This window comes from Paenibacillus taiwanensis DSM 18679 (genome assembly GCF_000425125.1).
Taxonomy (GTDB): Bacteria; Bacillota; Bacilli; order Paenibacillales; family Paenibacillaceae; genus Paenibacillus_B; species Paenibacillus_B taiwanensis.
On sequence record NZ_AULE01000023.1, the window covers coordinates 416,486 to 430,917 of the forward strand.

A 14,432-nucleotide genomic window follows, 5' to 3' on the forward strand; every position below is an offset into this window, starting at 1 on the left:
TTACCTTCAACTTCCCGTCGCTCATATGTATCCATCACGGGCTCTACTCATCTGCGGCAGTTTTAATTTTGAATAGGGGCATGTATAATAGGTTGGAGGAAAGATGAAAAATGGGGGTTACTGGGGGTTTTGGGGTGAATGTCCCGAATGTGTTAACGGCGTTTCGTCTCGTGCTCATCCCTGTATACTTAGCTCTTTTTTTTACAGGTCAACGCTATGCAGCTTTTGGGGTATGGCTATTGGCAGGACTTACGGACATTCTTGACGGTTATATCGCGCGCAAGCGCAACCAAGTTACCTATGTGGGTATGATGCTAGACCCATTGGCAGACAAGCTAATGATGATTGCGGTTATATTATCGCTGCTCTGGTCGGGCGATTTGCCACTGTTTGCTGCAATTGCGATATTTATACGTGATGCTGGCATGATTGTGGGCTCACTTGTATTTCATTTTAGAGGCAAGAAGACCGTACCCGCCAATATGATGGGTAAACTGACAACCGTGTTATATTATGCGGCCATCGTAAGTGTATACTTCCAATGGGAGTATGCAGTGCCTAGTTTGTGGGCAGTCATTATATTTTCCTTTATCACTTCACTGCAGTATGTGTTCCAATTTGAGCGTATTAATCGTCAGGTTGAAATGTAATGTGGCAGAGGGGGATCTGGATAGATCCAATACATACATAAGCAGGAAAAAAGAGCTTCCCGTTACCGCTTCGTGGCTGGGGAAAGCTCCTTATCTTAACCTTCTCGCCTGCAGTCGTTGAAGGATGTAGTTATTGTTGACGTAATTTGGTGGTTTTTATTCAATTTAGAAGGGAGAATGAACATGCAACTAAATATTGAACAAATTAAAGAAATCATTCCACATCGTTATCCATTTCTGTTGGTAGATCGAATTGATGAGGTAGTTGAAGGTCAACGTGCAGTGGGCATCAAAAATGTCACAGTTAATGAGCCGTTTTTCCAAGGACATTTTCCGTCGTATCCCGTCATGCCTGGTGTGCTTATTATTGAAGCATTGGCTCAAGTTGGGGCGGCATGTATGTTAATGAAGGAAGAAAACAAAGGTAAGATTGGATTTTTGGCGGGAATCGATAACGCTCGTTTTCGTGGTCAAGTTGTGCCTGGAGACACGTTAACACTGGAAGTGAACATTACACGCATGAAGGGCTCTATAGGAAAAGGACAAGCAATCGCTAAAGTTGGCGATAACGTGGTCGCTGAAGCGGAGATTATGTTCGCATTATCTAAGCCTGAATAACGTGATGGATATACAGCATTTGGGACATTATACATGGTAATCACCTTCCAGGATAGGAAGGTTCACGATCATAATGAGTCGGGCTTATAGCGATATGACGCTATAGGCCTTCATTGTGACGGTTTGAGGAGGGACATTCGTGCTTCAATCTTTAGAACAGATGAATCGACGTTTCAAAAAATGGTTATGGCTTCTAGTTATCGTCGGTTTGGTAGCATCTTTGCCAGTCGTTGTGCAGCGTGTACAGACAGAACAGACGTCTAAAAATGTGGAATTTGTATTTGATTATCGTGATCTTGTAGACATTTCGGTATATAAGCCTAATCCGGCTGCTTATATTGATGAGCAATTAGATCGGCTAAAAGAAGCGGGCGTTCAATCGATGGCTATGTTTGAGAGCTCGCTGCAAGAGATGAAGTCAGCTCGTCGTATTGTATTGTACAATTCTAACGATGCTGCGCTGCTTCACAATAAAGTGGCTAATCCAAATGAAAATTATACGTATTTGTTATTCCAAAGCCAGGACGATGAGCGGGAACTGTCCCCGCTTATTGAGAAGACTTTTATCCAACTAGGTATCAATGTTCGCCTGTGGAAATTTGATGGTAAAAATGGTCTAGTCATCGAGACACCCGTTGAGAGTGCATTGATGAAGTCCATGCCGCAAGATCCAATAGCTATGAAGCAGTTAAGAGACAAGGGCTTTAACATTGTCCCGCGTTTATCCGACTCGTCCTTATACAATCAGAAGCAGACGGAAGAGCTGCTTCAAATGTACGAAGCAAATGGTGTTACGCGAATTTTGTTTGACGGGGAATCTGTAAAAGGGTTTAATGATGACGTTGAGATGAACAGCCTTACCGCATTTGCGGACTTGTTAAATAAACATGGTATCGGAATCGCAGCGATTGAAGGCTTGAAGGCTCCGCAGAAGGGCTTTAACAAGCTGGCCTTTTTAACTAAGTATAATGTGGCTCGTATCCATTCTATAGCTGAAGCGGAATCGTTTAATGACCCGAAAGTGTTGGGGGATCGGTTGGCGCTTGCCTCCAAGGACCGTAACATTCGAATGTTCTATTTAAATGCAACTGTGAAGAAGGATGTAACGAAGTCGGAGATTGTGGATTCGGTGGACAATCTTATTCGATCCATGCAAGAACCAGGTCAAGGGTTGGCTAAAATCAAGCATGATGGTTTTGAATTTGGACAAGCTAAGCCATTCCAAGTTGAGGATGCTGGATGGCAGCGTTATGCAAAGGCAGTAGCGGTAGTTGGGGGTATTGCGTTAATTGCATTGCTCATATCTTACTTTATTCCTTATGTGATGCTACTGGTCTTTATTGTGGGGCTAGTGGGTGGGGCTGGTTTGTTTGCCTTACATTCCTCCTTGCTCGAGCAAGTGTTGGCGCTTGGGGTAGCTGTAAGTGCACCAACGATTGCAATGGTACTTGCCATTAGAAGAATTGAAATGAGCGCGCTTGATTCAAGCTTAGGATCACGCTTAAGTCGCTCAGTGATGCTGTTTGTTCGAACCGTGTTGTTGTCATTAATTGCGGTGCCGTATGTCATTGCATTTTTGAATAATATTACGTATAGTTTGGTACTAACGCAGTTCCGCGGCGTAAGCTTGCTTCATCTTGCACCGCTTGCGCTGACCGCTTTATATGTATTCCTGTACCGTGGTGAATCGGTATTTAAGGAAGCGAAGCGGTGGTTGATGATGCCATTTACATTGCTGTGGGTGGCAGGCTTTGGTGTTGCAGCAATAGGCGGGTACTATTACTTATCTCGAACAGGTAATGCTGGCAACGTCAGCTCGTTAGAGCAAATGTTCCGTTATTTACTTGAGAATACATTTGGTGTGCGCCCGCGTAACAAAGAGTTCTTGTTTGCGCATCCGCTGCTGCTTGTAGGTGCCTTTATTGCTTTCCGGTATCGTATCGGTCAGTTTTTGCTTATCGCAGCTGCGATGGGACAATTGTCAATGGTGGATACATTTGCGCATATTCATACGCCGGTAATGATATCGGCGATCCGCACAGGTCTTGGATTGGGTCTTGGACTTATTATTGGTGTGATCGGCATCTTAGTCTGGTACGTCATTGAAAGGTGTTGGGATGCATGGCGTCCGAAGTTAAAACAATAGTATTATCCGGGTATTACGGGTTTAATAATAGTGGTGACGAAGCTGTTCTGAAGTCGATACTAACGGCGCTTGAACGAGCAGGTGAGGCACAAGGGGTTCGGATAGAACCTGTTGTGCTGTCTGGTGATCCAGCTACAACGACCAAGTTGTATGGGGTTCGTGCCGTGCATCGGATGCGACTTGGCGAGGTATGGAGTGCAATTCGTCAATCAGATGGGCTTATTAGCGGAGGAGGGAGCTTGTTGCAGGATGCGACAAGCTCTAAGACGATTCCCTATTATATCGGCGTGATTAAGCTGGCACAGTTGCTTCGCAAGCCTACCTTCATGTATGCTCAAGGTATCGGTCCGGTTCAACGCAAGACTTTTTATCCGTTGATTTGCCATACGTTCAAACGTGCGGCATACGTATCCGTTAGAGATACGGAATCAGCTGAGCTTTTAGTTAAGATGGGGTTATCCCGTGAGAAAATTGATGTTGTACCTGATCCTGTTATGGGATTAAGATTGCCTGAGCAAGTGGAACAAGGTTCATCAACAGACGAATCAGGATTGCCTTACGTTGGCGTGTCTGTACGTTATTGGAATGCGGATCATACCGATCTTGTAAAAGTGGCTGAGATGCTTAAGGTTGTGATGGAGCGCCATGCTGTACACCTTCGTTTTGTGCCGTTCCACGGTAAAGCGGATGAAGAGGCATCGCAATTTGTAATGGAACAACTGGGCGACGTAAGTCAATTGGGGAGTGCGGCAAGCATAAGTCCCGCATTTGCGTATCCATTGGACATGTTGGCTGAAGTAAGCCGATGTCAGCTTCTTATTGGAATGAGATTACATTCACTTATTTATGCGGCATCTCAGAAAGTTCCGGTGCTTGGCATATCTTATGATCCGAAGATCGATCAGTTTTTACATCGGTTGGACGAACAAGCAATTGGCTCAACACAGAAGCTTGATCCTACAGATGCAGCAGATGAAGTATTGTCTGTATTGCATAATCTTGATGCGTGGCGTCACAACCATCATCGTGCGATCGAGCGGTTAATACAGGAAGCTGAAAGACCGGCGCAACAAGTCGTACGAATGTTGCGTCAATACAAATAAGGTGATTATCGGATGAAAGAGACAAAGCAGTATCCTTTTGTACCTATATACGGTATCCCATTCTCTAAGTTGACGATGCAGGACACAGTGGTATGGTTGACTCAAGCCATTCAAGAGCGCCGCAGCACACATGTTATCACAGCAAATCCCATCATGGTTATGGCTGCTTTGGAGAATGCTAATTTCATGAAAGTGATGAAGCAGTCTGATCTTGTCGTGCCCGATGGCACGGGTGTCGTATGGGCAGCTAATTATGTTGGTGATCCTCTGCCAGAACGTGTAACGGGATTTGATTTACTCCATCAACTGATGACTGCTGGTCAGGAATACAGATGGCGGGTATATATGCTCGGAGCATCACCAGAAGTGATTCAAGAGGCTGCATCGAGGTTACAACAACAATATCCAGCGATCGAGATCGTTGGGTACAGGGACGGTTATTTTGGGGCTGCGGAAGATGAGCAAGTAGTTGAGCAGATAAGTTCATTACATCCAGACATCCTATTTGTTGCTCGGGGCGCGGACACACAGGAGCCTTGGATCGCAAAGTACCGTGACCGCTTGAATAGTACGGTGATGATGGGAGTTGGCGGCAGCTTTGATGTGATCTCTGGCCGCTCGAAAAGAGCTCCTGAATGGGTGCAATCGATGCGAATAGAGTGGCTTTATCGACTTGTGAAAGAGCCGTCGAGATTTACACGAATGCTTGCTTTGCCGAAATTTGCCTTGAAAGTGATGCGTGACAAAGAAAAGGTGACCAAAATAAATTAAAATCGCGGTTTATCTTTCGATTACGCGAGTTTTCACGGTATTCTACAGTTGGTGTTTCCATTTTGAACGGAGTATAATTCAATCCGGTAACACAAATGGAGGTTGAAATAATCCAATGATAATCGTATATGTACTTGGTGGACTGTTAGCGTTGCTGCTAGCCACCGGATTAACGCCGCTAGTAAAGAAACTGGCCTTTAAGGTCGGGGCTGTCGATGTACCAAATGCGCGTAAAGTGCATACGAGAATTATGCCACGTATGGGCGGTCTCGGGATTTACGGAGCATTTGTGTTGTCATTGGTCGCACTTATGTTTGTGATTCCGGATACGTTATTTGGTTCAGTACGAGACGCTAACCTGATTAAGTCATTGCTTGCGGGTGGAACCATCATCGTCATTATAGGCGCGTTGGATGACCGCTTCGAGCTATCGGCAAAAGTAAAATTAGTTGGTCAGATTATTGCCGCGTGTGTTGTGGTATTTGGCTTTGATTTAACGGTGAACTTTGTTAATGTGCCGTTTGGTGACCAATATTTAAATATTGATAACTGGATTGCAATTCCGCTTACGATCTTCTGGATCGTCGGTGTAACCAATGCGATTAACTTAATTGATGGCTTGGATGGGCTCGCTGCAGGCGTGTCTGGCATATCCATTGCTACATTGCTTGTGATGGCTGTTATTATGGGCAATCCTGTAGTCATCCTATTATGTGCATTGCTGCTTGGCAGCATCATCGGATTTTTGTTCTTTAATTTTCATCCGGCACGGATCTTTATGGGGGATTCGGGTTCCTTGTTCTTGGGCTTCAGCTTAGCTGTATTGTCCATGCTTGGATTTAAGCAAGTTGCTATCGTGTCCTTTATTACGCCGCTTCTTATTATTGGCGTACCGTTATCCGATACGTTCTTTGCGATTATACGCCGTTGGCTGCAAAAGAAACCGATATTCGCGCCAGACAAGGGGCATTTGCATCATTGTTTGCGTGAGCTTGGATTTAGCCATCGGAAGACAGTATTAATTATTTATGGCATAGCTTCATTCTTTGGTATTTTAGCTATTATTCAGTCTATTGCGGCATCACATGATGCGAATTGGGTAACTTTTGTTGTGATCTGTGTCATGATAGTGTCACTACAGCTAGGGGCAGAGGTGATTGGTATCGTCAGTAAGACAAGACGTCCTATGCTGGATATGCTGCATCGATTACGCGTTAAAGCACATTCTCGTTCAGAGTAGAATATTTGATAAGCTATATGGAAGAAGCCTTTGTATGCTTCGGGATAAGCCCGGAAAGTACAGAGGCTTTTTTTTGTTGTGTTTACAGATGTAGGTGGCGAATATATAAGTTTTTTGTCTTGTGAAATCGAATCAATAGGAAAAATGTCTAAAATTATGCATCCGTTTAACCGATAAGTAAAATACAAGAAACTTTTCATATTGAGGAGCGAAGGTAGAACGATGGATACAAAAAGGAGGACACTAACATTGAAGAGATTGTTGTCGATGATGTTGACGCTGGCGCTTATTGTTACGATGGTGCCATTGCCTTTTAGCTCGGTTGCAGAGGCAGCGGGAGGTGCCCAGTATTTTATTTTCCCGAACGAGCAGTATGCTCCAAATAGCGCCCGTGTCACCAATAACGAGCGTGTAACGTTAGAGGGGACGTTAAATGGCGTTAACGGCAAAGATATATCGTACAGTGTATACCAGATCACGATGAGTGGAGGCCAGGAGGTTGTTGTCAACTCAAGGGAACAACAAACGGCTAACATTGTAATTAACGGATCCAGTCTCAAAATATTTAACTTGCAGCTATATCCTGGCCTCAACCGTGTAACATTCAAAGGATTCCAAGGAAATAGTGAAGTTTACGATTCTATTTACATTGAGTACCGTAACGGACCAACGATGTATGATATGTCCGTAGCTTTGGACGGATACAAATATGAACTGAAAGAAAATGAAACAACTGTAGTGTTCTCAGATGCTTCTAAGGGCAAGCCTACAGCTAACATCAGTATTACAGGTAAAGCTCCAAATGCGGATAAAGTACAAGTTACAGTCAATGGGCGAAGTTGGTCATTTACCGTTTCGTCGAGCAATGATTGGAACTTCTTCGCTTCACCTATTACGGTGAATAAAGGAAAGAACTTAGTTACCATTAAAGCGTTTAATGGCACCCAATCTGTAGAAACGACTCGTGAAGTAGCATTCTACAATGATTCTGTCACTTTTTATGATGTACACATGCAGGATAACGCAGGGAACAAGGTTGACTTGAGCGGGTATCCAACTGTAAGTGCGGGTACAAATACGACGGTTTATGGTAAAGTAATTGTTCCGATTCCACCTAACACAACTCCAACCACGCCACCAAGCGTAGGTTATAAGATTGATGGAGTTTCTGGAACAGTAAGCTCTCCGAAAATCGAGAAGATTGACAGTAAATTTATGATTATGTCTTTCGAAATTCCGAATCCGGCTATTCCGTTGGATAAACGTGTCAATATTGAACTACAGTCTACAAACATGGCGACAACACCACCAATGTTGGAAACTTCAACAAACTTTGGTGTGCTCCTGAAGGATGGCACTAAGCCATATATTCTTGAGGGCAAATATTTGCCAAGCTACTCCAGTTCTATGTCAAGCTCTGAGGTGCTCTCGTTGACTGGTGTAAAGCTGGATGGTGCTGAGATTTTCTCCTTACCGACAGCTTTGGAATTCTACGTAGTGAATGATCCTGGTGGAAATGAAGTTACAATTAGCAAAATTACTGACGCATTCGGCAAAGACGTTACAAGCGGCTTTGGTCTTGGCGCTCGTATCGCTTCGGATACAGTTGTTCAAAATGTAAACGGTGTTCCTACTAACCTGACAAGGCTTATATATAAGTTGGAGAAGCTGCCGACAACAGGTAAGCTAAACATCGAATTCAGTATGAACGGCGAGAGATACGCTGCGACTCTAACCCTTTTGTATGGACCATTTGTGAAATACGAAAAGGCTTATGATGGCATCAAGATTTATACGGACACTACATTGTCCCCAGACGTACGCCTTACTCAAGTTATGAATACAACTTTGGGTAATCTGGAAGGGCAAATGTTTAATATTGCTAACGAGAATGAGATCGTGTACGGGGGTACAGGCAAAACCGTCTTCTTCTACGTGAACAATACACAAGTACAAATTGAAGAAGTTGCAGGTAAAAGTAAATTTAATTTTGTAATTAGCGATCCTGCCGAGCAGAAGAAGGCATTTGAAGCGATGTTTAGTGGTGACAACAAAATTAAATTTGTATATCGTTCCAAAAAAGAATATTACGAGAAAACGATCACAGTAACGTTGATTCCGACGAACTTGCCAGAAATACCGGCTAAAAACACAGATGGGATCTTCCCGTATAGTGTGATTTACCCTGAGCCTAAAGTGAATGACCCAGCTTTTGATAAAAAGGGCGGCATCTACTATACCAAAGAAGCATACATGCATGTCTATGGTACATTTGACTTTGTAGACTTAGGACACTCTGTTGGTGAAGCAACAACCAAGTTGTCCGGAATGAACGCTGATAAAACAGCGGAAGGATACAAACTTCGCATTCAATCACCAGTACTCAAAGATGACATTGTATGGTCTCTAAAAAATAACGTGACTGTAATTGGTAACAATCAGGCTCCAGTTGAGATCAGTGGACCATCTGGCGCAGTTACAGGCATTATGGTGACGTACAATCAAGACAGCCAAACATTTAGCTTCCATTTAAAAGATGTGCAGCTTCCAATCGACGGCAGTCCGATCGTATACAACATGACTGTATTTAATAGCGGTGAGGGTGGCCCACGTGCCACGTACCGTTTGGAAGTAGTGCCTATTAATGTACCGTTTACGATACTTAAACCTAACATTCAAAAACGTATTCTGAACCAGAACTTTGTGGAAGTGATTATTCATTCCCCTGGTGCTGACCAAGTAACAATCAATAAGGTTAAGGCTGAGAAGTTCAAATATGATGAAGGTTATGATGGACAGCATGTGTATGACAATGCGTACAAAGCCTTTGTTACGAACCTGAAGGCGAATCGGGATACAAAGATTGAAATTGTTATTACGAGAGGCAAGGACAGCTATAAGAGTGATATTACTGTGAAATATGTCCCTACAAGCATTCCAGGGGCGCAATATATGGAGACAATGAAAAACGGTCACAAGGTGTTTGATGGCCAGTTGTCCCTTACCCTGACTAAGGGGACTAATCTTATCCGCCGTGATTATAATGTACCAACGGAGTTTAAGACACAAGTATACACAGGTAATCAGTTCTTGTTTGCTATCGCCAATCCAACTGATGGTGTTGTTGATAGACGGGACTTTGAATATATCCCGCCTAACTATGATATGGAGATGCAGCTTTCCGAGATTATTTTCTCCCGAAGCTTCTCTAATCGCTTTATAAAGTCTAGCCCTGTGTTCTGGATCGATCCAGGCTTGGCTGACGATATTCAGACCAAGAATTTGTATGACCCAATAAGTGTGGGTAGTGATCCATACCAGCTGCCAGGAGCGCCTGTGCAAATGTTCTATAAGCGTGACCCTTCGCGCGAACTTGTACCATCCAAGGTAGGAAAGCTTACTTTGGCATATGACAAAAACTTGTCTAACGACGGCGGACGTATGGTAACTGTGTTCCGTTTTGATCCAGAGCTCCAGCAGTGGGAAAACATTGGTGGCGTAGTGGATGAGAAGAAACATACGGTAACAGTACCATTTGATCGTTTTGGCTATTACACAGTTGGTAAGCTGGCGTATTCTTACGGGGATGTTGTCCAGCACCCATATGCTCGTGACTTTATTGAGACGGTGTTTGCTAAAGGTGTTATGAATGCATATGAGCTTGAGAGCTACTTCGGTACTGATTTGTATGTATCGCGTGGGGAGTTTGCGCGTATGATCGTCCGTGCATTGGCGATTCCATTAAATTATCAAGGACAACGACACTTTGATGATGCCAATCTGCCTGATGATCAGATGAATCAAATTAGCGCCAGTGCGCTTTGGGATTTCCGTTACATCGAAACGGCGGCTCGTGAGGGAATTGTAAGAGGTATTTCGCCAAGACAATTTGGTGTTGATCTTAATATTTCACGTCAAGATGCATCTGTAATGATTGCTAAGGCTCTTAACCTGAAGTTGGATACGGACAGAGCAAAAGTCCGCAAAGAGCTGCTTAAGTACTTCCAGGACGTCGACAAAATCGACTACTATGCACAGCCTTCTGTACTAGCTATCGCGAAGAAGGGCTTTATTAGCGGCTTGCCTATTGATTCTACTGATCCGAAGAAGGGCTACGTATTCCAACCAGAAGCTAATATGCTTCGTGGTGATGCAGCGCTAATTATGGCTCGTGTAATGATTAGTATGAAAAAGCTGCCTAAGATGTAAGGTTGTTGACGGATTAGGCGTATTTATTGATAGGTAATTCGCGGGAGAGTCGATGATACTCGGCTCTCCCTCTTTCTTTAATAGCTATAAGTTCTTGTCTGTCTCAATTTGGACAAATGTAAGGTAACCACATTAAAACCAGTAACCTGTATTTTTTACATCAGTTGGAAAACTTTGATGAATGACTGAGGTGATGGATTGCAGGTATACTAGGTGACGTGGTAGGCGGAAGCGTACATAAAGTATTGCATAACCGTATATATAATGGAGATATCATGTTATACGAAAGAAAAGATGCGAAATAAAAAACATTTTTTCTCTCCGAGCGCAACTTTTTCGCAACTGGTGCGTTTAATTACATGAGATTGAAAAACAGACGGCAAAATTCATTATTCTTCCCTGTTTTTCTCAAAAATATGCTTTACGCTAGGCATGTGCCCATGTATAATGTCTAGAGTGGCATAAATATCTCTATTATTCCCATTCGTTTACGAGTTTCTGTGACATGTCCGTGTTACAGACTTCTTTTTGAATACATTTCGCTCTACTCTGGGAAGGGGGTGAATCGGCGAATGAGGGAAATGAGTTATGAATCTTCAGAGAAACACTCTCAACAACCGAAGCAATTTAGAGGAGGAGAAAAAAAGGTTATGAAAAAAAGATTGGCTCTATTACTATCCGTTGCTATGGCGTTCTCCATGTTCGCAAACGTGGCATTCGGTGCAGAAAACACACTTACAACAGCACAAAAGTACGACGAATTGGTTAAAGCAGGTGTATTCAGCGGTTTCCCAGGTCAAACTGATCCGCAATTGAACACTTTGACTGACCGTGCACAATTCTCCAAAATCTTGGCACTTGTTGCAGGTTTGGATCAAGTAGAAGGTAACTCCTTCAAAGATCAAAACTACAGCAAACATTGGGCTAAAGGTTACATCGAAGCAGTTGTTAAAGCTGGTTACATGAACGGCGTAGGCAACAGCAAATTCGATCTTAAAGGTAAAGTAACTGGTGAGCAAATGGCGAAATCCTTCGCATTGGCTCTTGGTTTGAAAGAAGTAGCTGACGCTCCAGCAGCTGAAGGCGTTACTAAATGGGCAACTGGTTGGGTAGCAGCTATTAAAGCAGCAGGCTTCGACTTCTCCGTAAACGGTAAATGGAATGTCCCAGCTCCACGTTCCGTATTGGTAGAAGCAGCTTATGACATCAAAGCTAAAACTGGTGTTAAAGTTGAGTCCGCAGTAGCGATCGACGAGAAAACAGTAGAAGTTACTTTCTCCGACAAAGAGAAAGAAAAAGTAACTCTTGACAAAGCTCTTGTAGAAGGTCAAGAAACAACTGTTTCCGTAACACATAAAGGCAAAAAATACGATGTTAAAGTAACTCTTAAAGCTCTTGCTGTAGATGCAAAAGTTTTGGGATTGACTAAAGTTGAAGCTAAGTTGACTCGTTCTGTTGACACTGCTAAAGCTAAGTTTGAAATCAAACGCGGCTCCACAGTATTGACTAACAAAGACGTTAAATTCTCTGACGACAAGTTGACAGCTCAAATCGAACTTTCTTCCAAAATGAGAGAGGGCGAGTACACTGTGACATTGTCTGGTGTATCTGAGAAGCCTGTAACTGCTACTTTCAAAGTAGAAGAAGAAAGAGTTGAAAAAATCGAACTCTTGAGCGATAAAGCAGCTGTATCCAGAGACTTCGACAGCGTATCTGTTGGTTTCAAAGTATTGAACCAATATGGTGACGATATCTCTAAAACAACTCCAATCAACTGGACTGCTAGCAAAGGTACAGTTAGTGTTGATGGCAGCATGTTGACAGTTAAAAACGTTATTGGTTCTACAACTGTTGGTAAATACATCTTGGGTGAAAAACTCACGATTACTGGTATTGAAAGCACTAAATACCAAAAATCCCTTACTACAACTGTAACAGTTAGCGAATTCGCTGTTGTTGACAAAGTTGAATTCAAAGGATTGTACAATGCTGACAAGAAAGAGTTGAACACTAACTCCGAGTTTGGTGACTTCTACTTGTTGTTTGAAGCATATGACCAATACGGCAACAAATTGGGTAAATCCCAATTGGAAAATGCTATTATTGCTTATACAAGCAACCCAGGTATCGCAGGTGTTGAGCAATCTGTTGCAAACGCAACATATGGCCAAACACCACGTATCTATGACAGAGTCGGTGCTAACAATGACAGCTTAGCATTGCGCTTGGCAGCTCCATTGAGCACTCAAAAAATGAGCGGTAAAGTAACTGTAACTGTTACTGGTATGTACTCTGCTAAAACATTCACTAATGAGATTGAAGTTGCTAAAGCTTCAACTGTAGAGAAATTCACGCTTCTGAAACCAGAAAAAGTTGTTGCAACAGGCGAAACAGTTAAAATCCCTTACGTTGCATATGACCAATTTGGTAAAGAAGTTACAGCATTCAAAGATTTGGACGGTAAAATTTCCGTTCAAGGTCCTAACATTACAGTTAAATCTGACCCAATTACCAAAAAGTTCGTAATTGAGTACAAAGCTCCAGCTACAGAAACACAATACGTAGCAATCTCGTCTTACATCGTTAGTGGCGGCGGTAACTCTGTAGTTACTTTCGATGTTAAAAAAGCAGCTACTCCTAACCAAGTAGTTAGCGTTGGAGATAAAGTATCTCTTGGTATCGAGGGTACTCAAAAGTTGAACAAAGACAACATCAAACTTGAAGACCAATATGGCCGTGAAATGACTTTGAAAAAAGCCATCGAACTTAACTACAAATTGGTTCTGAAAAACAACAACCCTGAGTACATTACTGCAAGTGCAACTGAAATCACAACTGAATCCGGTGAGATCGTTCTGACTGGTAAAGCTAAAGGTAGCGCAAGCTTCGAACTTGCTATCGTGAAAACTGATGGCACTGTAGTAAATAACTCTGCGTTCTCATTCAACGTAAGCGTTGTTGAAAAAGGCGCGATCAGCGAGTATGTTGTTGAAGATATCCCAACAATCGCTGACTTGACTGGAACTGGCGTTGCACAAACTGTATATGCAAATGACTACAAAGTTGGTCTGAAAGTATACGGTAAAACATCTGGCGGCGGAAAAGTAAACATTCCAGCTTCCCAATACAAAGTTGTTACAACAAACAGCAACCTGAAATTTGTCGATGGCAAATTGGTAGCTGACAATGTAAGCTTTGACAGCAACAAAACTGAAGCTAAAGCAAATATTGTTGTAACTATTGATGGTGCTGATAACCCAACACCTGTCACTAAAGAAGTAACAATTTCTAAAGCTAAACCAGAAGCTAAAGAAATTAAAGTTGGTGACAAAGCTGGAAACGTTGCTTCCATTGATGGTACAGCTATCACTACAACAGCAATTGCTAACGCTGGTGATCTTGCAGCTATCCTGAAAGTTAAAGACCAATATGGTGTTGAAAGAGTTTACTCCGCAGATCAATTCACAGCAGTTGTAACACAAATTCCAACTGGAGTAACTGTGGATAACAATGGCGGATTGGCTAACAGCGTTCTTATTAACAATGCTGTGGTTGGAAAAGAATTCCAAGTAACATTCTATGCGCTGAACAGCACTACTAGCATCACATTGAAAGTGGTTGTTGTTGCCTAACAGCTAATAACTAACTGCTCTTATTGGAAAAGGCTTGTCACTTAGTGACAAGCCTTTTTTACA

General features: G+C 42.7%; 8 protein-coding genes. All 8 read left to right on the forward strand.

Going from position 1 to position 14,432, the window contains the following annotated elements; translation table 11 throughout:
* Window positions 1–134: 134 nt before the first annotated feature.
* The 8 genes from H509_RS0104035 (at window position 135) to H509_RS26630 (ending at window position 14,369) form a co-directional block, all read left to right on the forward strand.
* Window positions 135–650: a CDP-alcohol phosphatidyltransferase family protein gene (locus H509_RS0104035; RefSeq protein WP_028543937.1), complete on the forward strand. Its 516-nt coding sequence runs from the start codon at window positions 135–137 to the stop codon at window positions 648–650.
* Window positions 651–833: 183 nt separating this feature from the next.
* Window positions 834–1,268: a 3-hydroxyacyl-ACP dehydratase FabZ gene (gene fabZ, locus H509_RS0104040; RefSeq protein WP_036696041.1), complete on the forward strand. Its 435-nt coding sequence runs from the start codon at window positions 834–836 to the stop codon at window positions 1,266–1,268.
* A 139-nt stretch (window positions 1,269–1,407) separates the two neighbouring features.
* Window positions 1,408–3,414, forward strand: coding sequence for a DUF5693 family protein (locus H509_RS0104045; protein ID WP_028543939.1), 2,007 nt, complete (start codon window positions 1,408–1,410; stop codon window positions 3,412–3,414).
* Entirely contained in the window at window positions 3,390–4,517 is a 1,128-nt protein-coding gene (csaB, locus tag H509_RS0104050; protein WP_028543940.1) for a polysaccharide pyruvyl transferase CsaB, read from the forward strand. Before H509_RS0104045 ends, csaB begins: the two co-directional genes overlap by 25 nt.
* 12 nt (window positions 4,518–4,529) lie before the next feature.
* Window positions 4,530–5,288 carry a WecB/TagA/CpsF family glycosyltransferase gene (locus tag H509_RS0104055; RefSeq protein ID WP_028543941.1) on the forward strand — a complete coding sequence of 253 codons (759 nt, stop codon included), beginning with the start codon at window positions 4,530–4,532 and terminating at the stop codon, window positions 5,286–5,288.
* 115 nt (window positions 5,289–5,403) lie between these two features.
* The gene (locus H509_RS0104060) at window positions 5,404–6,528 is read left to right on the forward strand and encodes an MraY family glycosyltransferase (RefSeq protein WP_028543942.1); all 1,125 of its coding nucleotides are present in this window, start codon (window positions 5,404–5,406) and stop codon (window positions 6,526–6,528) included.
* Window positions 6,529–6,777: 249 nt separating this feature from the next.
* Window positions 6,778–10,737, forward strand: a complete 3,960-nt coding sequence (locus H509_RS0104065) for an S-layer homology domain-containing protein (RefSeq protein WP_028543943.1) — start codon at window positions 6,778–6,780, stop codon at window positions 10,735–10,737.
* A 572-nt stretch (window positions 10,738–11,309) separates the two neighbouring features.
* A complete protein-coding gene (locus H509_RS26630; protein ID WP_051286799.1) occupies window positions 11,310–14,369 on the forward strand; it encodes an S-layer homology domain-containing protein in 3,060 nt (1,019 codons plus the stop codon).
* The last annotated feature ends 63 nt before the right edge of the window (window positions 14,370–14,432 follow it).

What these genes read in the sequence shown, in the direction of transcription:
- csaB (WP_028543940.1), top strand. Translation starts at nt 3,390, where the DNA reads ATGGCGTCCGAAGTTAAAACAATAGTATTATCCGGGTATTACGGGTTT.
- H509_RS0104055 (WP_028543941.1), top strand. Translation starts at nt 4,530, where the DNA reads ATGAAAGAGACAAAGCAGTATCCTTTTGTACCTATATACGGTATCCCA.
- H509_RS26630 (WP_051286799.1), top strand. Translation starts at nt 11,310, where the DNA reads ATGAGGGAAATGAGTTATGAATCTTCAGAGAAACACTCTCAACAACCG.
- fabZ (WP_036696041.1), top strand. Translation starts at nt 834, where the DNA reads ATGCAACTAAATATTGAACAAATTAAAGAAATCATTCCACATCGTTAT.
- H509_RS0104060 (WP_028543942.1), top strand. Translation starts at nt 5,404, where the DNA reads ATGATAATCGTATATGTACTTGGTGGACTGTTAGCGTTGCTGCTAGCC.